The sequence below is a fragment of the Aquibacillus rhizosphaerae genome (assembly GCF_030282825.1).
In the GTDB taxonomy this organism is placed as follows: domain Bacteria; phylum Bacillota; class Bacilli; order Bacillales; family Amphibacillaceae; genus Aquibacillus_C; species Aquibacillus_C rhizosphaerae.
The window spans coordinates 1-24,308 of sequence record NZ_JASTZU010000039.1; the positions used below are offsets into that span (position 1 = coordinate 1).

25 protein-coding genes are annotated in these 24,308 nt (G+C 33.9%); 5 read left to right on the forward strand and 20 right to left on the reverse strand.

The features are described from left to right. The 5 genes from QQS35_RS12820 to QQS35_RS12840 all read right to left on the reverse strand — a co-directional run. A partial coding sequence (locus tag QQS35_RS12820; RefSeq protein WP_285930212.1) for a transposase occupies positions 1–714 on the reverse strand: 714 nt, incomplete at its 3' end. Between the two features lie 213 nt (positions 715–927). Then, positions 928–1,323 (reverse strand): DUF350 domain-containing protein, encoded by a 396-nt coding sequence (locus tag QQS35_RS12825; RefSeq protein WP_285932553.1) that lies wholly within the window; start codon positions 1,321–1,323, stop codon positions 928–930. A 21-nt stretch (positions 1,324–1,344) separates the two neighbouring features. After that, a complete protein-coding gene (locus tag QQS35_RS12830; RefSeq protein ID WP_285932554.1) occupies positions 1,345–2,013 on the reverse strand; it encodes a DUF4247 domain-containing protein in 669 nt (222 codons plus the stop codon). Between the two features lie 127 nt (positions 2,014–2,140). Beyond that, complete coding sequence (locus QQS35_RS12835; protein WP_285932555.1) at positions 2,141–2,809, reverse strand: PspA/IM30 family protein; 669 nt, start codon at positions 2,807–2,809, stop codon at positions 2,141–2,143. 19 nt (positions 2,810–2,828) lie between these two features. After that, entirely contained in the window at positions 2,829–3,338 is a 510-nt protein-coding gene (locus QQS35_RS12840; RefSeq protein WP_285932556.1) for a DUF4178 domain-containing protein, read from the reverse strand. A 193-nt stretch (positions 3,339–3,531) separates the two neighbouring features. Between QQS35_RS12840 and QQS35_RS12845 the strand changes: the two genes are divergently transcribed. Continuing rightward, positions 3,532–4,629 carry a M24 family metallopeptidase gene (locus tag QQS35_RS12845; RefSeq protein WP_407933965.1) on the forward strand — a complete coding sequence of 366 codons (1,098 nt, stop codon included), beginning with the start codon at positions 3,532–3,534 and terminating at the stop codon, positions 4,627–4,629. Between the two features lie 187 nt (positions 4,630–4,816). Here QQS35_RS12845 and ald read toward each other — a convergent pair whose 3' ends face one another. The 3 genes from ald to QQS35_RS12860 form a co-directional block, all read right to left on the reverse strand. Beyond that, positions 4,817–5,935, reverse strand: a complete 1,119-nt coding sequence (gene ald, locus QQS35_RS12850; protein ID WP_285932558.1) for an alanine dehydrogenase — start codon at positions 5,933–5,935, stop codon at positions 4,817–4,819. A gap of 63 nt (positions 5,936–5,998) precedes the next feature. After that, complete coding sequence (locus tag QQS35_RS12855; RefSeq protein ID WP_285932559.1) at positions 5,999–6,751, reverse strand: SDR family oxidoreductase; 753 nt, start codon at positions 6,749–6,751, stop codon at positions 5,999–6,001. Between the two features lie 234 nt (positions 6,752–6,985). Continuing rightward, positions 6,986–7,123, reverse strand: a complete 138-nt coding sequence (locus QQS35_RS12860; protein WP_285932560.1) for a hypothetical protein — start codon at positions 7,121–7,123, stop codon at positions 6,986–6,988. A gap of 119 nt (positions 7,124–7,242) precedes the next feature. Between QQS35_RS12860 and QQS35_RS12865 the strand changes: the two genes are divergently transcribed. Further along, a complete protein-coding gene (locus tag QQS35_RS12865) occupies positions 7,243–7,689 on the forward strand; it encodes a universal stress protein (protein WP_285932561.1) in 447 nt (148 codons plus the stop codon). A gap of 92 nt (positions 7,690–7,781) precedes the next feature. Here the strand turns inward: QQS35_RS12865 and QQS35_RS12870 are convergent, their stop codons facing one another. The 4 genes from QQS35_RS12870 to QQS35_RS12885 form a co-directional block, all read right to left on the reverse strand. Then, positions 7,782–8,984: an acetate kinase gene (locus tag QQS35_RS12870; RefSeq protein ID WP_285932562.1), complete on the reverse strand. Its 1,203-nt coding sequence runs from the start codon at positions 8,982–8,984 to the stop codon at positions 7,782–7,784. Between the two features lie 128 nt (positions 8,985–9,112). Beyond that, entirely contained in the window at positions 9,113–10,096 is a 984-nt protein-coding gene (locus QQS35_RS12875; protein ID WP_285932563.1) for a class I SAM-dependent methyltransferase, read from the reverse strand. 767 nt (positions 10,097–10,863) lie between these two features. After that, positions 10,864–11,313, reverse strand: a complete 450-nt coding sequence (gene ytfJ / locus QQS35_RS12880; protein WP_285932565.1) for a GerW family sporulation protein — start codon at positions 11,311–11,313, stop codon at positions 10,864–10,866. A 17-nt stretch (positions 11,314–11,330) separates the two neighbouring features. Further along, positions 11,331–11,948 carry a DUF2953 domain-containing protein gene (locus QQS35_RS12885; RefSeq protein ID WP_285932566.1) on the reverse strand — a complete coding sequence of 206 codons (618 nt, stop codon included), beginning with the start codon at positions 11,946–11,948 and terminating at the stop codon, positions 11,331–11,333. Between the two features lie 148 nt (positions 11,949–12,096). Here QQS35_RS12885 and QQS35_RS12890 point away from each other — a divergent pair, with 148 nt between their 5' ends. Next, positions 12,097–12,897 (forward strand): NAD kinase, encoded by an 801-nt coding sequence (locus QQS35_RS12890; protein ID WP_285932568.1) that lies wholly within the window; start codon positions 12,097–12,099, stop codon positions 12,895–12,897. Between the two features lie 178 nt (positions 12,898–13,075). Here QQS35_RS12890 and QQS35_RS12895 read toward each other — a convergent pair whose 3' ends face one another. The 7 genes from QQS35_RS12895 to refZ all read right to left on the reverse strand — a co-directional run bounded on the left by QQS35_RS12895 (position 13,076) and on the right by refZ (position 20,637). Further along, a complete protein-coding gene (locus tag QQS35_RS12895; RefSeq protein WP_285932570.1) occupies positions 13,076–14,668 on the reverse strand; it encodes an amidohydrolase in 1,593 nt (530 codons plus the stop codon). A 109-nt stretch (positions 14,669–14,777) separates the two neighbouring features. Beyond that, complete coding sequence (locus QQS35_RS12900) at positions 14,778–14,984, reverse strand: alpha/beta-type small acid-soluble spore protein (protein ID WP_285932571.1); 207 nt, start codon at positions 14,982–14,984, stop codon at positions 14,778–14,780. 99 nt (positions 14,985–15,083) lie between these two features. Next, a complete protein-coding gene (thiI, locus tag QQS35_RS12905) occupies positions 15,084–16,286 on the reverse strand; it encodes a tRNA uracil 4-sulfurtransferase ThiI (RefSeq protein WP_285932573.1) in 1,203 nt (400 codons plus the stop codon). 5 nt (positions 16,287–16,291) lie between these two features. Beyond that, positions 16,292–17,431: a cysteine desulfurase family protein gene (locus tag QQS35_RS12910; protein ID WP_285932575.1), complete on the reverse strand. Its 1,140-nt coding sequence runs from the start codon at positions 17,429–17,431 to the stop codon at positions 16,292–16,294. A 289-nt stretch (positions 17,432–17,720) separates the two neighbouring features. Beyond that, complete coding sequence (locus tag QQS35_RS12915) at positions 17,721–18,068, reverse strand: hypothetical protein (RefSeq protein WP_285932577.1); 348 nt, start codon at positions 18,066–18,068, stop codon at positions 17,721–17,723. Between the two features lie 12 nt (positions 18,069–18,080). Continuing rightward, positions 18,081–19,772 (reverse strand): septation ring formation regulator EzrA, encoded by a 1,692-nt coding sequence (gene ezrA / locus QQS35_RS12920; RefSeq protein WP_285932579.1) that lies wholly within the window; start codon positions 19,770–19,772, stop codon positions 18,081–18,083. 259 nt (positions 19,773–20,031) lie between these two features. Continuing rightward, a complete protein-coding gene (refZ, locus tag QQS35_RS12925) occupies positions 20,032–20,637 on the reverse strand; it encodes a forespore capture DNA-binding protein RefZ (RefSeq protein WP_285932581.1) in 606 nt (201 codons plus the stop codon). Between the two features lie 137 nt (positions 20,638–20,774). Here refZ and QQS35_RS12930 point away from each other — a divergent pair, with 137 nt between their 5' ends. Continuing rightward, the gene (locus QQS35_RS12930; protein WP_285932582.1) at positions 20,775–21,254 is read left to right on the forward strand and encodes a GAF domain-containing protein; all 480 of its coding nucleotides are present in this window, start codon (positions 20,775–20,777) and stop codon (positions 21,252–21,254) included. A 48-nt stretch (positions 21,255–21,302) separates the two neighbouring features. Here QQS35_RS12930 and QQS35_RS12935 read toward each other — a convergent pair whose 3' ends face one another. Continuing rightward, on the reverse strand, positions 21,303–23,195 hold the full coding sequence (locus QQS35_RS12935) for a sensor domain-containing diguanylate cyclase (protein ID WP_285932583.1): 1,893 nt from the start codon (positions 23,193–23,195) through the stop codon (positions 21,303–21,305). A gap of 331 nt (positions 23,196–23,526) precedes the next feature. On the opposite strand from QQS35_RS12935, the gene rpsD reads away from it, so the two are divergent. Continuing rightward, positions 23,527–24,129 (forward strand): 30S ribosomal protein S4, encoded by a 603-nt coding sequence (gene rpsD, locus QQS35_RS12940; RefSeq protein ID WP_285932586.1) that lies wholly within the window; start codon positions 23,527–23,529, stop codon positions 24,127–24,129. The last annotated feature ends 179 nt before the right edge of the window (positions 24,130–24,308 follow it).

Genomic DNA, 24,308 nt, shown 5'->3' on the forward strand with positions numbered 1-24,308 from the left:
CCAATACACTTGGCGCATGAAGTGAAACCGGTCAGCAATAATTAATGGATTACCCAATGCCTTACGTACAGCTTGCTTGAAAGACTTTGACAAATCCATCACCACAATCTCCGTCTTACTGGTATCACAGGACTGTAAATAGGACTGTATTGTGTCTACTTTTCTATCGGATAACACATCCACAATTTCTTTATTCTCTACATCTGCGATGACGGTTTGAAACTTTTCCCCACCTGCATCACCCTTGAATTCGTCAATAGATATAGCTCGCGGAAGAACTTTTGTAGTTTCGATTTTATGTCGATTAAATAAGCGCAATAATCGATTTGTCGTCATCCCTGTTAACTGAGCTGCAGTAGTAAAAGAACCAACAGCCGTATAAGTTAACGCAGTCGTCTGCACCACATTTGTACACCGCTGATAGCGATCCACCATCTGTAGTTTTTCGTAAAAGGTATGGTTACAATTCACACAGAGGTATCGTCTTTTGCATAAGGAAATTTTCAAGGATCTATTAGACATAATTGATCCCTGGATTTTCTGGTTGCGATAACCATGAACACGTTTCGTTTTCGTACTACAAAACGGACACTTCTGTTTTTTGACTTTTGTCCGCAATTCCACCAACAAATAGTCGGATTGATCACTGAAATCCCATACATCAACATGCTTGTCTTTAATCCCTAACATTTCTATGATAAAATGATTTTGCACTCTTTCCCTCTCCTTTTTCCTTTTGTCTCAACAACTTTAGGTTAACAAAAGAGAGGGGAATGAGTGTATTTTTTTGTTTTTCTTTTGTCCCTTGATAGGACTGAGGACACCACCACATTCAGTATAGAGCCAATTTAATTCTATTAAAAATCAAGGTCTGACTCGTATGAATTGAGAGCCAGACCTTTAATATTCAGTAAATATTATTGTGTATTAAGTAATTGATGCACCGATAACAAATGCAAGTCCAATTGAAACCGCCATGGAAATAATACCAACAGCGATATTATTATTTTTAATTTGTACTTCAACAGAGAACTTTCTAGTAAATGCTTCAAATAATAAGTAAGCTATCATTTGAAGTATAACACCATAGCCACCCCATATAAGTGTTTCCCATACTGATACACTGTGATAAATAGCAAAAGACAGGATAATACAAATACCTATAATTTTACCAGCAACAGATAAAGCTACCGCTTGGTTATTATTTTTAATTTCATCCCAATCTTTATATTTGTTTGTGATGAATTCAAAAATTACTAATCCTATTAAAACAACAACAATTGCAATAACAAAGTAAATAAATGTAGAAATAAAAGCGTTCATATTAAATCAACCTCCTAAATATTATTTTCCTGCACTTGGACCTCCACCACGTACGGTTGACATTCCTCGATTTGAAGTGACACCACCTTGGTTTTGAGATCTGTTTGTAGAATAACCACCATAACATGCACCGTTTGAACACTGATTCCTTCTATTTTGAGCCCAGTTATCAGCGGATAGCATTCTATTTATTAGAGCAAATGTAAAAAAGCTATTTAAATAGTTCGGTGAATAATTATTTCTAACAAAATTATCATTAGCGACTTCCATTAATATCGTACTACTATCCTCTTCACTTAGTTTAAACGTAACAAAATGATTTGGATAAATTAAGATTTGCTGGTTATCCTTCACTTCACTTTTTTCGTCCGGCGTTAGTGAATCCGATATTACTGATACTAACTCTTCCATTTCAAATTGCTTAGTAGCATACACATTGGCACTTTCATTATCGCCTGAAACGGTATCTAGTAGGTAAAAGTTGTTTGCAATGATTGGTTCAATAGAGTTTGAGTCAGAAGCTTCAATTTGACTTATCAACTCTTGCTTTGATGGTTCATCAGGTATATTATCAACAGAAACATCGGGTTGTTCATTGGTACCCAACCCAGAAAACTGTGATGAACCACAAGCAGTTAAGCCAATAAGTATTAATACCCCAAATAACACTTGGACTATAGAATTTTTCATTCGACCTATGTCCTCCTTTCTATTTCAAGTTATAACACTTACACATAATAAACCCTTGTATCCCTAAACGGTTAACAAGGGTTTACTTTTATAAGCTTAATACTAATTCAGGGGGAGTGATAACTTATTACTCTTTACCCATTTTTTTCTTTAATGCAGCGAGTTCATCATCAACGCCATCTTTCTCTAAATCTTCAAATTCATCATCTAATGTCCGACTAGCTTCTGATAAATCTTCACTTGTATCTGCTTCTGCTTCGAATTTATAAACCTTTTCTTCCATACGCTCAAAACCTTGTCTGGATTCATCATTACCAATAGATGACATAGTTCGATTCATTTTTGTTCTAGTTTTTGCAGATTCTGCTCTTGCTTTTAAAGAATCCTGTTTTAATTTCATACTTTGATATTCTTTTTTCATTTCATCTAATTTTTGTCTTAACTGGTCCGAATCACGTTTTGCTCTTTCCCACGATTCTTTTAATGAAGTAGCTTGTTGTTCTTGGTCCTTTTTATCTTCCAAAGCGCGACGTGCTAAATCCTCATTACCAGATTCAATTGCTTTCTCTGCTTGCGCCTGTCTTTTATCAACCAGTGCTTGTGCATCATCAAATTTACGTTTCAACATTTTCTCGTTAGCGATTTGTTTTGCCACTGAGCCTTCAACTTCCCTTATATCAGATGCCATATCTCTCATAAATTGATCAAGCATTTTCACCGGATCTTCCGCTTTATCTAACATAGAATTTAACTCTGAGCTCACAACGGTCTTTACTCTATTAAAAAATTTAAACATAATTTATTTCCTCCTTTAATTAATTAGATCCTGCAATAATTTTTAATTCATATGCATCAATGGGATAACCAAAACTTGCTTCTATTTCACTACCCCAATGTTCTAAACTGATAAAACCTTCTTCTTCATCATCACAATACTCTGCATATTCCAACGTTCTTCCATTTATATTTTTACTTCTGCCTTCTCCTACAACTCTTGCCTCACCTTCCTCATCTAGATAATACGTCTTACTTTCATAGGTCAATTGTTTTGGAAAAGAAGTAGAGATAGGTAAATTAATTGTTTTATATATCCCTAACTCTAACTCATCATCCATTTCAACAGCTAACCAAATAACATTATTACCTTCTAAAAGTTGATAACTTATCCATTCATAAGACCCTTGTCGATAAGTAATCTTCCCAACCACTTCATAATCAGTCAAATCATAGACAATAATATCACCAACTTCAATGGAGAGGGGAGTTCGTTCTTTTGTTTCTGGCGTAGTATCCTTTTTCGGAAATAGTTTAGAAAATAATCCCACAGGTTCACCTCTTCTTAAATATTCCTTGTAATATAATTACGATTAACTTAATTAAACGTTTCACTTTTTTAAAAAAAATTTTGATTTTTTAATGTTACCTATTTATCATAACAAATATAAGTGAAAATAGAAAAAATCTATACTTATCAATAAACTTTAATTTTCACTAAAAAACTATTTAAAAAGGGGGAAGATTATGGAACGAATAAGTAAGTTAACATTTGCAATGAAGGAAAGAGGCGTAGAATCTATTTTTATTACCTCACAAGCAAATGTTTATTATATTAGTAATTACTATACAGATCCTCACGAACGTTTAGTAGCCATCTATCTAGATCAAACTGGACGTGCTTTAATCATATTGCCAGAAATGGAAAAAGCAAATGCTATACAATCAGGTTGGACTCAAGATATTATCTCATATAATGATCAAGAAAATCCATGGGAGTTATTTAAAAAGTATTTACTAGCACTATATTCCCTTCCAGAATCAATGGCGATTGAAAAAAATCACATGACAGTTGACCGACAAGAATTATTGCAAACCATCTTACCTAAAACCACCACTCAAGATGCCACTAATTTGTTGTCTAGTTTAAGGGTCATTAAGGACAAACAAGAATATAAGTTGCTAAAGCAAGCAGCTTGCTTAGCAGATTATGGTGTGAAGATTGGGATTGATTCTATTCAAGAAGGAAAAAGTGAATTAGAAGTAGTTGCCGATATCGAATATGCACTAAAAAAACAAGGAATAAGAGAAATGTCATTTTCCACAATGGTTCTAGCTGGCAATAAAACTGCTTCACCTCACGGGAGTCCGAGTCTTGATAAGATAAAATATGGTGATTTAATATTATTTGACCTCGGGGTAGTTTTTGAAGGATATTGTTCAGATATTACACGCACCGTTGCTTTTCAAAGTATAACTCCTGAACAAAATAATATTTATCAAACCGTTTTAGCTGCACAAATGAAAGCAATTGAAACAGCAAAAATAAATACGCCTATCGGAGATTTAGATACAATTGCAAGGGAACACATAATAAATGAAGGCTATGGCGATTTTTTTACACATCGAATTGGTCATGGAATCGGTATTGATGTACATGAGTTTCCTTCTTTAACATCAAATAATACATTATTATTAAAAGAAGGAATGAGTTTTACATTAGAACCAGGTGTATACATACCGAATTTAGGCGGTGTTAGAATTGAGGATGATATCTACATGACAAATCAAGGTCCTGAAATATTAACTACCTATCCAAAAAAACTACAAATAATTGGATAACTCATTGTTATTAGTGACAGCAATAGTAAGAGTTGAAATAGCACATTACTAGCGTAATAATTACATGAATAACTCTTTTATGAATTTTCAGTGCCAACAACAATTCTTTTTAAAAATAGCCCCGGCAAATAATGAAGACCGTTTAGCTATATTGCCAAACGGTCTTCCAATATTGTAAATGGTAAATTTAATTAATCAATAAATCGTTCACATTCCTATAATCAAGATTATGCGCTTCAGCTACTGCTTTATATGTTACATAACCATTAAGGGTATTTATTCCCTTTAATAATGCCTCGTCATCCATACAAGCTTGTTTATACCCTTTATTAGCTATCTGGACCGCATATGGTATGGTTACATTTGTCAATCCAATAGTAGATGTCCTCGGTACAGCACCCGGCATGTTAGCAACAGCGTAGTGGAGTACGCCATGTTTACTATATGTTGGATTATCATGTGTTGTTATTCGATCAGTAGTTTCAAATATTCCCCCTTGATCGATAGCAACATCAACAATAACAGAACCTTCAGGCATAGTTTTAACCACTTCTTCTGATACTAATTTAGGTGCTTTAGCTCCAGGAATAAGAACCGCTCCTATAACAAGATCAGATTCCCTTAATTCTCTTGCTATATTAAGTGGGTTAGACATTAATGTATTAATAGATGAACCAAAAATATCATCTAGTTCCCGTAATCTTTCTGGATTCAGGTCTATGATTGTGACGTTTGCACCGAGACCAATAGCAATTTTAGCTGCATTTGTCCCTACAACCCCTCCACCAATTATCGTAACTTTACCTCTATTCACTCCAGGGATGGCCGATAATAAGATTCCTCTACCACCTTTAGGTTTTTCCAGAAATTGCGCACCAATTTGTGACGCCATACGACCCGCAACCTCACTCATTGGTGTAAGTAAAGGTAAAGAATTATTTGATAATTGAACTGTTTCATAAGCAATAGCGACGACTTTGCTCTTAATTAATGCTTTTGTTAATTCAGGCTCTGGAGCTAAGTGTAAATAAGTAAACAAAATTAGGTCTTCATGGAAATAGGTATATTCTTCAGGAAGAGGTTCTTTTACTTTCATTACCATATCTTGATTCCAAGCCTCAGTAGCTGTTTGAACAATTAACGCACCAGCTTCTTCATATTGCTCATTTGTGAAACTAGATTCTAGTCCTGCCATGGATTCAACATAAACTGTGTGACCAGCTTGGCTAAGTGTCATAACTCCAGCAGGTGTTATCGCCACGCGATTTTCATTATTTTTTATCTCTTTAGGTATGCCAATTCTCACTTTTATGTACCTCCCTTATCTCTTTATATTTTAAGTGAAAGATTATAAATGAACAATGACTTCTTAACGATGGCGATGAATCACGTCTAGTCCACCTGTTATATCTAAAATAGAACCTGTAATCATATCTGAATTAGTTTCACAAAGGAATAAAATGGCTCGTGCGATATCTTCTCCAGTACCTGAGCGTCCTATCGGTGTATTAGCGTCAAATATTTCTCGACTAGATACGATGGAAAGTTCCTTCATTTCTCCAGGAATATCACCCGGACAAATCATATTTGATGTAATACCATTCTCTGCTTCCTCAAATGCAATAGTCTTTGTTAATGAAACTAAACCTACCTTTGCTGCTGCGAACGCTGAGCGGTTTAACCAGCCTGCAGCTGTATTAGCACCTTGAAAGCCATAATTAATTATCCTTCCAAACTTTTGCTCTCTCATTCTTGGTATAGTTAGCTTTAAAAGATAGAAGACAGCATCCAAATTCCCTCTTATTAATGATTCCCATTCATCATCCGTATAATCCATTAATTTTTTTCTTTGGAAAATAAAGGGACCTGCATTGTTAATGAGGTAATCAATTGTTCCAAACTGATCAACAGCCTGGGCCACTAACTTTTCTAAGTCTTGTTTTTTCGTAACATCCACTTGGATTACTTGCAAGACATTATTTGGATATTCTTCAATTAACTCATTGGCACGTTTATCATCTTTATGATATGTAATCGTAACTTGGTGTCCCTCATTTATAAAAGCCTCTGTCACTTTTCTTCCTAATCCTTTTGTACCAGCTGTAATAACGGCGTGTCCCATCTTCTAACCTCCTACATATAATATCTTAAAATTATAATAATTTATAAATTTTTGTAATTACTAACATCCTTGATTATTCAATGTGTACAATAGATCTAGTTTTTTAATTATACTCCGCTGTATCTTATAATAATTAAATCTTACTAATAAGTAATGGTACAGTAATACATAAATTAATTCTATTAAAAAGACTAATAAACACAACGTTTATTAGTCTTTTTAAGCTTCATTAAATTAATGCTCTTTTCTTTTAAGTAGTACTTCTTCATCATGGTCAATAACTCCACTATGATAGCTATCTAATATCTGTTGACTCACAATTTGTTCGCCTTCATTTGCAACACTTGGTTCAAGATAAGTTTTACTTTTCATGCTATCACCTCCACTTTTAGTATGTACATACATTGTAATTTTCTCCTACGTATATTTTGCCAATTTTTTCGTTTCCTTCATGTTATAATATAAGTATAAAATGAAGGGAGAGTGAGACCGTGGAATTCGAATATAAACACATTGTTGTTGCAGTTGATGGATCAAAAGCTTCAGAAAGAGCATTTGAAAAAGCAGTAAATATAGCAAAACGTAATAATGCAAACATGCTACTAGCACATGTGGTTGATACTAGAACTTTTTCTACTGCAGAAGCTTATGATCAAACACTTGCAGACCGTTCGGAAGGATATGCAAATCAATTACTTGAAGGTTATAGTGAAAAAGCTACTGAAGCTGGACTGAATAATGTCGAAATTATTATCGAATATGGCTCCCCAAAAATAAAGATTCCAAAAGATGTTGCTAAAGAATATGGTGCAGATTTAATCATATGTGGTGCAACTGGTTTAAATGCTGTTGAGAGGTTTCTAATTGGAAGCGTTTCAGAAAGTATAACTCGATATGCAAGTTGTGATGTATTAGTTGTTCGAGGAGATGATAAATAGATACAAGAGTAAAAGAGCTAAGTGTTTTGAAAGTTAGCTCTTTTTCTCCTGAAATTGTTTAGGTTATTTAAATCGTACAGAGTGTGATTAATTTATTTGCTATACTCTGCTTGAGTAAGTCTAATTGTATCCCGTGCAATCATTACCTCTTCATTTGTAGGTATAATAATAACTTTAACCGGTGAATGTGGATAGTTTACAAAGGTTTCTTTACCTCTAATGTTGTTTAAAGAAGGATCCCAATATACACCCATAAATTCTAGCCCTTTTAATACTCTCTCTCTAATGGTTGTACTATTTTCACCAACACCTGCTGTGAAGATAATTGCATCTACACCGTGCATTCTAGCAGCATAAGAGCCAATATACTTATGAATTCTCTCTGCAAACACTTCTAGTGCTAGTTCAGCTCGATGGTCACCATTATTTGCCTTTTCTTCTATATCTCTTAAATCACTAGAAAAACCAGATAATGCTAACATTCCACTTTCTTTATTTAACACATTCATAACTTCACTAGCGGTCTTTCCAGTTTTATCCATGATATAAGGAATCAAAGCAGGATCGATATTCCCTGAACGCGTACCCATCGTAACACCAGCAAGTGGTGTGAATCCCATCGATGTATCTATTGATTCTCCATTTTCAATAGCCGCAATACTTGCGCCATTTCCAAGGTGACAGGACAAAAGTCTTAATTGATTTAATGGTAAACCCATAAGTTCTGAAGCACGTTCTGAAACATATTTATGAGAAGTACCGTGAAAACCATACTTTCTAATACCATACTTTTCGTAATATTCATATGGTAAGCTATATAAATATGATTGTTCAGGCATTGTTTGGTGAAAAGCTGTATCAAAGACTGCTACAGATGGCACTTCAGGTAAAATATCTTTAAAAGCACGAATACCTGTTAAGTTTGCAGGATTGTGTAGTGGTGCTAAATCTGATACGTCTTCTATCTCTTGTATCACTTCATCAGTAATTCGAACAGAGTCACTAAAACGTTCACCACCATGAACTACTCTATGGCCAATACCATCAATTTCATTTAACGATTTAATAACACCTGATTCAGTTAATTTACTTAGTAACATTTTTACTGCTTCTTCATGATCAGGAATGTCTTTAACCGTTTCATCTTTGTTTTCATTTACTTCGATAGTAAAAATGGAATCAGCGATACCAATCCTTTCAACTATTCCTTTTGCTAACACTTTTTCTTCCGGCATTTCGATTAATTGAAACTTTAATGAAGAACTACCGGCATTAATTGCTAATATATTACTCAAAGTTTTTCAACCCTTTCATAGTAGGTTTGAGATAAGTCCTACTCCATTCTAACCATCCGTATAATAAGTTTGCAATACCAAAGCTTAATGAGAACGCTTGCGTCACAAATTTGTTATTTTCTCACTTTTCAAATACCTTCTTCTTTAAACCAATTATTTATTTTAGCCAATATGTTGTTCATGGCGGGAGCATCTTTAAAGGAAGGAAGTTTGGCTAACAAAGTCTGTTTTGGTGCTTGTGTTCCAGGTCCTTTTTTCTGCAATAGTAAAATGCTTTTAGCACTTGACTCTGATTTAAAAATACTTTCAGGTAACTGAATTAATCCAACAATATGTGCGTGTTTGTGCAAATAGCCGTATAACTTATCGGCCTGATCACTTTCAAATAAAAAGTTTGGAACTACAAAAATCAAAAATCCAGATTCCTTTGTATAATTGATGCTTTGTTCAATAAAAAGGTGGTGAGAATAAGAATATCCTTCATCAGCTTTTAACTCAAACTGATCGGCCTGAACATCATTAGGATAATAACCTACTGGCAGGTCAGAAATTACAAGGTCAACTGGTTCTAAAAGAAAAGGACTTAAACTATCCTGATGAAAAAATTCCACTTCTGTTTTTTGTAAATTTGCATTCATTAAAGCTAATTGAATTAAAGTTGGATCTACATCACTTCCGTAAGAATCCACTTTTTGTGTAAGTTGATTTAACACTGCCGTCAAAAGGTTGGCTGATCCACAAGCAGGGTCAAATAAACGAATTGTTTTTTCTGGTTTGATCAGTTTTTGGACAATATAACCAATAAACATCGATACCGTATCCGGTGTGATTAAGTGTTGTTGCTGTGTCGCTCCTTGCATCCCCTTTAAGACAGTTAATTGGATTGCCTTTCTTATTTCTTCCTGCTCTAAGCTTTCTAACTGTATCGCTTTCGATTTTTTCTCCAGTGATTGAATTAACAAGTTATTATTATTTTCTAATATCTCTCCCGTAAATAGAAACTCTAATCCTTTTGTCAAGCTATCAATATAAGGGAGTTCCAGACGTTGCTCAATTAATTCAGCCATTTCATCTAGAGTTTTAAATGTATTTTCAATATTAGTTTGTTCCAAGATTGTTCCTCCATTCATACCTTTGTTTTTATTAGTTTTTTAGAGCCTTATGTATTCGATAGCGATTATACCATTACTTCCCATATAAAAACCGGCTATTTCATGCCGGTTGTTTCATTAACTATTAAAAGGCGCTATTTCATAATTTTATTATTGATTATTTAGTTCGAAGTTGATATAAAGATTGCACTAACTAACCGCTATGTTGATTTCCACTACGGGCAGTCAACAATCTAATGTGAGTAGTTGTGGTTTGATTTAATGACGTTATAAAAAGTACTTATCTATACTAGGCTAAAGAACTATACATTTGAACCACTCTCATGATTTAATAAAACTTACTTAGCGAAGGCAAAATGCGAGACTCCTCGAAAATAAAGAGTCATTTTCTTTGTGTGGGGTAAATTCAAGGATGTCATTTCAATGTCCTATGGGAAAGGAACAGTCCGAAGGCCCCACAGTGTACGGAAAGCTCCAGTGAAATAACATCACACGCAGAAAAAGGGTTGTTCTTTTTCAAGGAAGCGTTTTTTGGGACTGCGATTACTCGCGCTACCCTAAAACATTTGCTCATGAGGAGACTGAAGCGTTCCCCATGGAAAGCGAGTATTTTTCCGTAGCGTCGATTTAACACTGTACAGTATTGTAGAAAAGTTAAGAATACTTAGTGCAGACTTTATATTTATTTAGTCTAAAAATCGATTTAATAAAGAAAAACTGCCTTATCATATTATGAAGGCAGTTTTATGTATTGTCTAATACAATGTTTATTTTTCTTTTGAGGCATCACTGTCATCTTCTTGTTTTTTTCCATTCTTTAAAATTTCTTGTATTTTTTCAATAGCTTGTGGAGCTAGATCAATCATCTTCTCATATAAGTGTGTATTTTCATCAAGATGAATCATTTGTACACCTTTATCGTTTACAATTAAAAATGCTGTTGGTGTGATTGAAACCCCACCACCGCTACCTCCACCAAACGGTAACTGTTGAGATTGATCATCTTTTTGAGATTGTTTATCTCCTCCACCACTTTGCCCACCGTAAAATTCACTTCCTCCGGCAGCAAAACCAAAGCCTACCTTAGAAACAGTAATAATTACACTACCATCAGGAGACTCAATTGGCTCACCAATTATCGTATTTACATCTACCATATCTTTTAGATTTTCCATTGCGGTTGTCATTAAACCTTCGATGGGATGCTGTTCACTCATAGATATCCTCCTTACTATTATGCGGTCTCATTTGTCAAACTAGAGAAATCGCTTCTAAAATGTCTAGCCAATTGAATGATTGCATAAATAGCTTGCCCTAATCTTATTGAAGCAATACATTTTAATTCTGTGTAAGATTGTTTCTGTTGAAACAATGGGGTTACCATTATTTTAGGACTTGTGCGTACATTCATACAATTCACTATCAACCCTATAATATATCCTTTAACCGCCCACACAACACCTGAAAGTAACCCGGTTACACTTGCATCACCAGTTCCAAATGAAGTTCTCCATTCAATCTGGTGTATATTCACTTTCGAAAGATGTTTTAATAAAATCGGTTTCGATTCAATTGTTCTTCTTATAATATATTTATATTTATGGAGTGTAGTTATAAAATCATCAGAAGTAGTATCATTCGTTTCATTATGGTTGGTGTCATCTTGGAACTCATCTATTTCTAATAAAGGAATCTCTTTACTCATTATAGTTATCCCAATAATTTTAACTTTTATGTTTATTGTATTAATTACATTTAACTGATATTTATAATGGATATCTGTATGAATCTTTGTTAATAAGATTAAAATAAACAATAGAATAACGATTACTATGATAAATAGCCATATCATTACCCACACCCCCATAATAATCCATTATTTTCATTTAATTAGAATAATAAACATTTTTTCAATAATTTCTTTCAACTGGGAATCTTAACAAAATAATGATACCATTAGAATTGAATTTGCAGCTATTAGTAGACAGGAGGAACTATAATTGGATAATCGTAGAAATCTATACTTTTACTACCCTAAAGATGAAGAACTAGAGAAGAAATTAGTACCTTTATTTGATCTAGCAAAGAAAAATGGTTTTACAATTGTTGAAAAATTTCAAGAAGCCAACATTATTGTAAGTGTTGGCGGAGATGGTGCTTTCTTACAGGCAGTAAGACATACAGGTTTCCGTCAAGATTGCTTATATATAGGAATTGCACGCTCGAATGAAGCAGGGCTTTACTGTGACTTTAATTTAGATCGTTACGACGAAATGGTTAACTCTATGATGAATGAAGAACTTGAAGTACGCAGATTTCCTATAATTGATGTGCTCATTAACGGAGAAACCAAATTTCATTGTTTAAATGAGGCTGCAATACGTTCCGCTATAATTAAAACGATTGTTATAGATGTATTTATTGATGATAATTTCTTTGAACGCTTTAGAGGTGACGGATTAATAGTTGCAACACCGACTGGTAGTACTGGTTATAATAAATCGACACACGGTGCTGTAATTGATCCTAAAACCCCTTGTTTTCAAGTAACTGAGTTAGCTTCATTAAATAATAATCGATATCGAACACTAGGTTCATCGTTTATACTCGACAAAGAACGTACACTAAGATTAGAAGTTATTCAGGATGGTAATGATTACCCGATTATAGGCCTAGATAACGAAGCATACTCAATAAGAAATATTAAAGACTTAACAGTAACATTAAGTGATAAAAAAATTAAAACAGTCAAAATGAAAAATAACTCCTATTGGGATCGAGTAAAAAGAACATTTTTATAAAATGATCTGATACTCTGTAATAGATAGGCATGACCCATTCTGATTAGAGATACTTAGCTTGCTTAAAGTTAAGTACCATAATAATATAACTGATTGTTGAAAAAAAGCACCCCAAAAGTTAGAAAGGAAATTAACTTTTGGGGTGCTTTAGATTACGTTCATAAAAACAACAATTAGACTATTCTCTGTTATAAGCTATTTCTCCATCTACTACAGTCATTTCTACTTTTGCAGTTCTTATCTTTTCTGGTGGTATTTGAAATAAATCCACATCCAAAATAGTGAAATCTGCGAGAAAGCCTTTGTCTATCTGACCTCTGTTATGTTCGCGTCCAATAACATAGGCACTGCCTTTCGTGTATAAGGAAATTGCCTCATATACACTAAGTTGTTGCTTTTCATTATAAATATTTCCATCAATATTAGATCTACGCAACACAGCTGCTTCAATACCATGCAAAGGATTAACATCTTCTATTGGTGCATCTGATCCAGCTGCGCATGGGATACCATGTTGTAAATAAGTTTTCCAAGGATACGCATCTTGGACGCGTTTTTCTCCTAATCGGTCGATAATCCAAGGGAAATCGGATGCAACAAAAGTTGGCTGAATATCCAATACTACATCGATACTTTTAAGCAACTCTAATAATTGTTTATTCATCACTTGTGCATGGATAATCCGATCACGACGTCCGTTATTTAAAGGATACTTCTGAATCAATTTAGCAACTGTCCAAGCGGCTTGGTCACCAATAGCATGAACAGCAATAGGTAAACCGTGTAGTCTTGCCTTTTTCACTAAATCCTCTAAAACCTCTATACTATGGATTGGGATACCGTAGTTATCTCGGTCATCTTCATATGGTTCCGACAACCAGGCAGTTCTCCCGCCAAGGGCACCGTCAGAAAATATTTTCATTGCACCCAACTCTATATACTCATTTTGTTCGCTAAAACTAATCTCGCTTGCAATCATATCATCAACAACCTCGTGATGAACAAGAAGATGTGCTCTGAATCGTCTATTTTCTTTATTAATAGCATTATAAAAAGCAGCTAACGTCTTATTAAAACCACCATAATAGGCAAGGTCTTCACTATGTCCTCCAACTAAACCTAATTCTAATAGCTCATCAATTGAGGTTCCTACTAATTTTGTTAACTTATCGATAGAAATGTCAGGAACAACCTTTTTTATTATTTCTTGCGCAGTATCAAGAAAATAACCAGTCGCTTGCCCTTCCTCATTACGAACAATTTTACCACCCTGAGGATCCTTTGTTCGATCATTAACACCTGCTTTTTCCATTGCATGTGTGTTTGCTAAAATAGCATGTCTACATACACGTGTTAATAGCATTGGGTTATTTGGACATATGGAATCCAATTCATCTTTATGTAATATTCTAGGGTCTTCCCACTGATTCTCATTCCAGCCTTCTCCAATTAACCATTCACCTTCATGTAAATTGTCAACACGACTCCTTAAGGCTTCCGCAACTTGTTCAGGAGAAGTCATCAGCGATAAATCTAAATGAGCTATTTTTTCACCGTGACCAATTATATGTAAATGACTATCTACAAAACCTGGGAACATTGTTTTCCCATTTAAGTTTTTTATTTCCGAAATTTTATTTCCATAGTTCTGTTTTAATATGTGATAATCGCCCGTATCAACGATAATACCGTCCTCTATAAAAACAGAGTCAACAGTATTTCCTATTGACTTCATTGTATAAATGTTGCCACCATACCATAAAACTCCCATGTTAATTCCCCTTCATTTATATTTCACTTGTTTACAATAAGATACCAAAACAATAAAAAAAAGAAAAGGGTAGTGCAAGGCACTACCCTTTTTATGCCAAAATATATAATTATTTAGGTTGTTGTCCACCCATTTGTTGCTCAGCCATTTGAACAAGACGCTTAGTGATTTCACCACCAACAGATCCGTTGGCACGAGAAGTTGTATCAGCACCAAGGTTTACACCAAATTCTTGTGCGATTTCGTACTTCATTTGATCAAGTGCTTGATCTACACCAGGTACTAGTAATTGGTTTGAACTATTGTTATTTGCCATGATTTACTTCACCTCCTCTTTGCTACATTTCTAGAATGTGCAGGAAGAGGTTGAATCATTCATTAAATTACTTGGTACTTGTTTCATATATAACCAAAATTATAATAGGTCTATGAATTCATTCTCCATGTTGTTCTCTTGTGTAATCTCAACAGTTTCTTTATTTTTAATTGCTTCCTCTATTTCTTCTTGATAATCATAATTACTTTCAAAATAAACAACTTTATCAGTTTTAGGTTTTGTCTTAGGTGATGCTGGTACAAACACTGTACAACAGTCTTCATAAGGTCTTATAGAAATCTCATAAGCATTAATATTCTCGGAGATGTGCATGATTTCAGTCTTATCCATCGTAATTAAGGGTCTAATTATTGGATAATTTGTGACTTCATTTATAGCATGCATACTTTCCATTGTTTGACTTGCAACTTGACCAAGGCTTTCACCGGTCGTTAATGAAAGTATCCCCTCATTTCGGGCTATTTGCTCACTAATTTTCATCATCATACGACGCATAACCGTCATGGAATATCCGTAAGGAATGTCACGGTGTATTTTCTGTTGTAATTTAGTAAATGGCACTACGTGAATTTTTATCTTATCCCCGTAATTTGTTAATTTTTCAGCTAAGTCAAACACTTTTTGCTTTGCTCGATCGCTTGTATAAGGTGGTGAATGGAAGTGAATCGCTTCTATTTGCACTCCTCGTTTCATTGCTAAATAACCTGCAACAGGACTATCTATTCCTCCTGACAACAACAACAAAGTTTTACCAGAAGAGCCAACAGGTAGTCCTCCAGCTCCAAGGATCCGTTTAGAGGTTATATAAGTTGCTTCATTCCTTATCTCGATGTGCAATTCGATATCGGGGTTATGCACATCCACAGTGTACCCAGTTGTACTTGATAGTATATAACCACCAACCACATGATTAAACTCCTGCGATCCAATCGGAAAGTTCTTATCCACTCTTTTAGCAGTTATTTTAAATGTTTTAACCTTCTCCGCTTCTCTTAATGCAAATAGGGCGGATTCTTTAATTTTATCGGGATCATTTTCCACTTTTATTGCTACACTTAAGCTTTGGATACCAAATATCACTTTACACTTATCAATAATAGGATTCGGATCTTCCCCATTCAAAATGATATACATGCGATCTCTTGTTTTCTTTATTTTTATTTTTGCATGATCTTTTAATTTTCTCGCCACATTCTCATGTAATTTGTTCGTAAATATTTTTCTATTTCGACCTTTCAGTGCTAGTTCACCATAGCGCACAATAATATGATCATAATCCATCTTATCTACCCCATCACTTCGCTTAATTGTTTTATAACTGTATCTAAAGATGTACAAAATTTATCAATGTCATCTAAATTATTTTCAAAAGATAAACTAACTCTCAAAGCAGATTTGCTAACCTCATCTGATAAACCACAAGCTGCTAGGATTGTACTCTTATCTGGTTGTTTAGAGGAACAAGCAGATTTTGTTGAAATATATATACCTTTTTCTCCTAAAGCATGAATGATAACCTCTGGTTTATAACCAGGAATTGAAAAGTTCAAAATATGGTGCGCACCATTAGTTGGTGTATTTATAACGATACCTTTTATAGTTTCTAAGCATTTACGCAATTCTTTATTTAATTGAATTAACTTTTCACAATCAGAATTCTGTTTCTCGAGGTTCAGTCTAATCGCTTTTACTAACGAGACAATGCCAGCTAAATTTTCAGTTCCTGATCTATATCCTATCTCTTGATTGCCACCATGTAAAAGCGGAAAGAGCTTAGTCTTCTTTTTAATATATAACAATCCAGTCCCTTTTAAACCATTGATTTTATGTCCTGATACAGTACACATATCTATTCCACTATCTTGCAATTTCAATGGAATTTTACCAAACCCCTGTACATGATCGACATGAAAGAATAGTTTAGGGTGTTTTTTTGCAATACTACCAATTGCTTCGATTGGTTGGATACTTCCTAGTTCATTATTTACGTGCATGATGCTAATCAATATCGTTTCCTTAGTAATAGCCGCTTCAACATCCTCTACAGATACAACACCATGGGAATTAACGGGTAGATAGGTAACAATATACCCTATATTTTCTAAAGCTTTACAAGTTTCAAGCACAGAAGGATGCTCTATTTGTGAAGTTATAATGTGTTTCCCTCTATTTTGATGGGCGAAAGCTATCCCTTTAATTGCTGTATTGTTTCCTTCTGTCCCACCAGAAGTGAAAACAATTTCGTTTTCAGAAACTTCTAAGAGATTTGAAGCCTGCTGTTTAGCCTTTATCAACAACCGCTCAGCCTCATTACCAAAACGGTGTATGGATGATGGATTACCATAGAACTTTTCTGAAACTTGTTTAAAGGTATCTATAACTTCCGAATATGGTCTTGTTGTAGCACTATTATCTAGATAAATCATTGGAAGTCCCCTCACTTAACGATTTGCATTGCAATATATTAACATAGATCATACATTATTTAAAGCGTATATATAGTCTGAAGCGTTCCCCACGGAAAGCCAGTGTTTTTTCACAGCGCTAGACCAATACTCATTTTGTAAAGAGAAGAAAATCACACTAAAGTTAGTGCAAACTTTCTATCAAGTTTGACTGCTGTAAAGACATCATGTTTACCAAAAAGAGCCTATCAAAAAATAAAAATCCTTTGCTATGTAATTATAACAAAGGATTCCTTTTATCGTTACTATGTTAATTCTCGAATTGAATATCAAGGGCAGATAGTAAGTCATCAATGGATACTTCACTTTGATTAACTAACTCATTAAGTGCTTGTTGTGATTCTATAACTTCATTACTTTCTTGATTGTGTTCAGGTTCAGTACTTGTTTGTTTGGAACTACCCACAGACTCAGAAGAAACTATAGTTTGTTCATTGAATCTAACATATTCATACTCTGGTTTTAGTTCTATACTAATTTGGTTGATAGAGTGGCTTTCAGAGTATAGTTTATCCTCTTGTGCTAAAAACACCCATATTACGGCTAACCAAATAAGAATAGATGTTCCACCTAAAGCGATTATTAGCCATTTCTTCATTTTCATCAAATCCTAACTAGGTATCTTGGTGTAATCTTCTAGACGTTTTAATGCACCTGGTTCCACTTGTTCTAAAGCACTCGCAGCTTCTTCTAATGCATTTTCATACTGAAAATTTCTAAACATCGTTTCAGCTTCGTGTAATTTTGCAGCTAGTACTGCATATTTACTTCTATATCTATTGGCATATTGAATTACTGTTTCCACTAACTGAGCTTGATCTAGTAATAGTTCTGTTTGTTCAACCATCGCTTGTACAGCTTTATCAGCTTCTATTATAGAATGCTGAACTTTCCCCATATCAAGTGGTATTTTCTCTAGATTATTCACAACGGTTTCACTTTTTTCTGATGCTTCATTTAACAATTCCCAGATAAATGCTGGCACTCCTGGAATATTACTCTTTTGTAATTTACGGTTTGTATTATATAATAATTTGCGCATCTCAAGTACTTGTTCTTTTGCTTCAATTTCATCTTTTCTTAAAGCCCTGACCTGCTCTTTAAAATCATCATGTGATTCTTGTAATTCTAACAATTCCTTGTAGCCTGATTCGACTTGCTCTCTAATTTCTATGTTTGTAATTTTTTCTTCTTCAATATTACGCTCAAGTTGTTCAAACTGCTTTTGTAGTTGGGTTATCCATTTTTCCAGGTTCATATGCAATTCCATATCTGTTTGTTCTAAGTAGTATGAATCCTGTAAAAGTTCTACTTCATCCTTTGTATTAGAAAAATCCTTTGAAACCTCTTCGACCAAATTACGATAACTTGGCATTTGTTTTTGAACATAACTTTTTGCGACAGCTTCTTTTTCAAGCAGTTGATACATTTCTCCAATTCTTTCTTCAATTGGTTCAATGATATCAAATATATCAGTTACGTTGCCATTTTCTAGTTGAATAATGCAATCAAGAAGTCGCTCTTGGAACGTATGAAGTTCTTTTTCAAACCCAAGATGTTCAATCCTGTAGCCGTCTTCTTTCATGCTTTTTATTCCTGTTAATAAATCATCGATTTGCGCGGGAATTTCTTTCTTACACTTCTTGTAGATAACAGGAAATTCCTTTATTTTGCTCTCTAGATCCATCAGATTATCTTTAAGTTCATGAACCAATTGCTGTGCTTCGAAATAATTACCTAAATCAGTCAAACTGAAATATTTTTCTAACTTTCCTTCTAATTCATCAATTTCTACATCAAATCGGATTTCAGCTTTTCCGTATTGATGACGTTGTTGAATTAATATTTTCCTAAGACCTTTTATAATAGGTTGTATTTCTTCGACTTCTTTTCTACTGTTCTGCTCTGAGTCTAGTAATTGTTCCAATTCATTAAACATCTGGTCAATATTCGATTCAATTAAACGTAGCGTTTGATCAACTGTTTTCATTATCTTTTTGGAAGATGTTATTCGAAAACGATCAGCTGCTTCTTCAGCATCTAATAAATATTCTTCAATGTCAGGCAATTCCTTTGTTAAAATCTTATCCCAGCGCTCTTTCCAATTTTCAAACTTCTCCTGTGTTTCACCGGATAGGTTTAAACTCTTAACCTTTGCTAATTCTGAAGTAACATTTCTATTCATTATATTCATTTTCCAGCTTTCAAGACGATCAACATCATCATATACTCTTTTTCTTAAGATTAATCCTAAAATAATAAGTGCTATTACGACGAGAATACATCCTATGACAATAGCCATATTAATCCCCCTTACCGTTACAAATCTATGTAAATATATAATTTATCAATATTATAAATAATTAATACTATTATGATACCATGTTCAGCATAATTTTTGCTAAATTTTTTCAAATTTTTTAACAATATGACAGTTTTTTTAGAATTGAGTAATATGAGAATGGTTTATTCTGGAAAAGATATCTATATCGAGGTAGAAAAGGAGCTACTAAATTAAACATTGCATGTTTTATAGACTATTAACAATCTTTTTTCGGAACTCACACTTTTGCTACAAAATCTAACCAGTTATTGATAGACTTAGAATATTTTGATACAAACATTTCCAATGATTGTCCCCATACAATCTGATTTCTCCACTCATTTGGAGCCATGTAAGGAGTACTTATGAGACCTTTTAACTGTAAAAGAAAAAATTCACGATCCATATTACTATGAGATGTCCCTTCCAATGAAGCATTAAATAGCTTGCTAATAATATAATTTTCCTTGGCCAAGTAAGTTACCATCATTTCTCTGACAAAAATAGAATCAATTGTTAGCTCTCTTTGTATAAAACAAGTAAATTGATGTTGGTTTTGTTTATAATGTATAATTACTTCGATTAATTGTTTTAGGCGATCCATCGGTAACATTTGCTCTGTTTCTAAAAGGTTTTTTTCAATTTCTCTGATATATTCTTCATAATATGAAACAACAGCTGATTCTAGGAGGCCTTGTTTACTCGTGAAATAGTAATTTATTAAGGATACATTAACATTTGCTTTTTTCGCGATATCTCTTACCGATGCTCCGTGATAACCTTTAACATAAAATAAATGGCATGCAGCATCCATGACCTTTTGCTTGGTTTCATTCTTTTTCATTCGTTTCATCTCCCTTAGATTACTTTTTACGACATTGATGTATGGAGTCCTTCATTTTTCTATCGTCAAATATCGTGTTTTCTTTGTCGAAATCATTTGATTATATCATTTTTTTAAATTACAAGGAGGAGTTTTCATTGTTTCAACCAAAAGAATATCAAGATTCAAAAGAGAAAAATTATTCTCTTTTACTTAAGCAACTTGAGGCGTTATTAGAAGGGGAAAAAGATTTAATTGCAAACCTATCTAATGCATCAGCCCTATTAAATCAATTCCTAACAGAAATTAATTGGGTCGGTTTTTATTTATGGAAAGACAATGAATTAGTATTAGGACCATTTCAAGGACTGCCTGCCTGTGTAAGGATAAAAAAAGGTAAAGGTGTCTGTGGCACAGCTATACAAGAAGGAAAAACACAACGAATCGCTGATGTTCATAAATTTCCTGGACATATTGCCTGTGATGCTGCAAGTAAATCAGAAATTGTTATACCTTTTTATCAAGGTGGAGATTTGATAGGCGTATTAGATATTGACAGTCCTATCAATGACCGATTTGATGAAATGGATCAATACTACTTAGAGAAGTTTGTTATAATCCTTGAACAGAGTTTATAATGTAAACGAGTGACTTCATTAAAAATAAGACCCAGCTGGGTCTTATTTTTAATTTGCTTGAACTACACAATTCTTTCCGTTTCTCTTCGCATTATAAAGTGCTTTATCAGCTTTTTCAAAGAGAATATGAGCCAATTCTTTGTCTCGGGTACTATTTTTAACATCCCAATGAGATACTCCAATGGAGATGGTAACACATGGTTCCGTGCCTCTTTCAACAAGTTTTACTAACTTTTCAGCAATTTCTATTGCTTCATCTAATGTGGACTTCGGAAGATAAACAGCTAACTCTTCTCCCCCCCACCTCGCAGCAAAACCTAACTCATCAATATTATCTTTAATTATATTTGCTACTTGAACGATTAATTCATCTCCTAAATCATGTCCATATGTATCATTAATGTTTTTAAAGTCATCAATATCAATTAATAGAAAGGAACCTTGGTTATCCGTGTTAATGTGTTCCTGAAGTTTTTCATCCAAATACTTTCTCGAAAATAACTTGCTCAAATAATCCGTTATTACTAAATCCTCTAACTGCTCCCTTAATATCGAGTTAACAAATGCTAATGTCGAATGGTGAACGAGCGACTTAATTAGCTTGAAAGTTTCAAAAGAAAAGTAATAAGCAGATGGATGAAGAACAATAATCGCTCCTATCGCTTGTTGTGACTGTACCATTGGTATCGCTATTACAGACAAGTATTTAAATGAAGAATCCGAATATTTACTATTGTAGTCACCTACAAAAAGGGATTCTTTTTCTATTTTTAAAGTTGGAAAGATTTTCTCTAAAAATAAAGATGATTCAGATAATAAAAAATAGGATGAACTACCTTCTAGCACTTGATAGTTGTTATCCTTAAAAAGAACAAAACCTACTTCTTCTGGATTAAATGATGACCTTATTTGTTTATTCATAAAAAAGGTAGTCTCAGTTAACCTTAAATTTGAATTTAATATATGTGAAGTTTCGTTGATGAGTTGTAGATCTGAAATTAATTGTTGTGACTGTTGATATAAGTGTGCATTTTCCAAAGCATTACCTGCAGTTATGGCAAGCAATGTGATAAATTCAATATCTTTACTTGGAAACAACAATGTATTTGGGGCGGTTATTTGCAAGACTCCGTATACGCCTTGTTTACCTTTTAGTGGTGCAAATAATCGTGATTTTGTATTATTAGTATTATGTTCCATTTGAACCTTACCGGTCAAAAATGCTTGTACACTAGATTTATTTGCAAATTCCTCGTTGTAAATTAATTCTTTAATAGGTAACTCGCTATCATTTTGGTAATCCTGTGAAAGATATAAGTTATAATTAAATTGGGGATAAACATCTCTTAATGTTTTAATAACTTCCACAAGTACATCATGTGTATTTATTGATGAATGGAACTTCCTCGTAACGCGATACAGCAATTCATATTTATTTGCTTTTTCTTTTGTTTGTGAAAAATCACCTAGGCGATTTAGTAGTTTAAATGTTTCAGATGCTACTCCATCTAACTGTTGGTAAATCGCATCATTAGCCATACATGATTCAAATGTTACGAGTAAGAAACCTAATGGTTGTTTGCCGCTATTTAGTGGCATCAAATATGACAAGTCTTTAGTTGGCTCTTCAAACAAATCTTTACCTTCATAAACGGAAAAACACTGTGCAGTGTAATCATAGCTGAACTCGACAACTTCTGAATCTTCAAACAGACTTGGTTTTAGAGTGTTAGCTTCACAAGTAGATGTTGCAGATAAAACATAGTCATCTTTCCAGCTATTATATAAATAAATAGCTGTACAATTAGCTTTTATTAACTGTTTAATCAGCATCGCTACTTCGGAAATTGTATCGTCATTAAAAGAATTAGTATTATAGATGAACTTTTCCGAATATATAGCTTGTAATTCTTTTTGCCATGAACTGGCGTTAATCTCCATAGCTACCTCACCTATCATGATTATTAAATGCTCTACTATAATCAATTATATACGAAGTAAATGAACATTCCTATAAGAATAGTCTTTTTTTTCACTTTTCCGTTTTTTTTAATCTATTGACTTATACATTTAAAAAACATATAATGGAGTTTGTGTAAAAAAGGTAGCCTATGTGAACCTCCGACTGTTTCATTTTGTTCCTCAAATTGAGGTGTATCGTGTAACTCTCTGCTGCTGGAGCGATGGTACATGAAAACATAATGACTGGCGATTTGGGAACACACTGTCTTATTTTTATGCAAATCTTATATATAAAAGGAGTAGATGTACAATGGCTCGCTATACAGGTCCTGTATGGAAAAAGTCTCGTCGTCTCGGAATTTCTTTAACTGGTACAGGTAAGGAGTTAGACAAACGCCCTTACGCACCTGGACAACATGGTCCAAATCAACGTAGAAAACTTTCAGAATATGGTTTACAGCTTCAAGAGAAGCAAAAACTTCGTTTCATGTACGGAATTACTGAACGCCAATTCCGTAATCTATTTGATCAAGCTGGTAAGATTAAAGGTATTCATGGTGAGAATTTCATGATTTTACTTGAATCTCGTTTAGATAACCTTGTTTACCGTCTAGGTCTTGCTCGTACGCGCAGACAAGCACGTCAACTAGTAAACCACGGTCACATTACAGTAGATGGTTCAAGAGTAGATATCCCATCTTACCGTGTTGTACCTAGCCAAGTAATTGGTGTTCGTGAGAAATCGCAAAGTCTTAACATCATCAAAGAATCAGTTGAAGCAAATAACTTCGTACCTGAGTATGTGTCTTTTGATGCAGATAAATTAGAAGGTACTTATACTCGCTTACCTGAGCGTTCTGAGTTACCTGCTGAAATTAACGAACCACTTATCGTTGAGTTCTATTCTCGTTAATATGGTTAAAACACCGATTCCTTTTGGGGATTCGGTGTTTTTTAATTCAACAGTAATTAATACACTTTTTTCATCAGAGTTTGCGTCGCTTCTTTTGCTTTGCGACGCGTACTTTACGTTCTTATCAATTTTTGTGTCGCTTCTTTTGCTTTGCAACGCGTACTTTACGTTCTTATCAA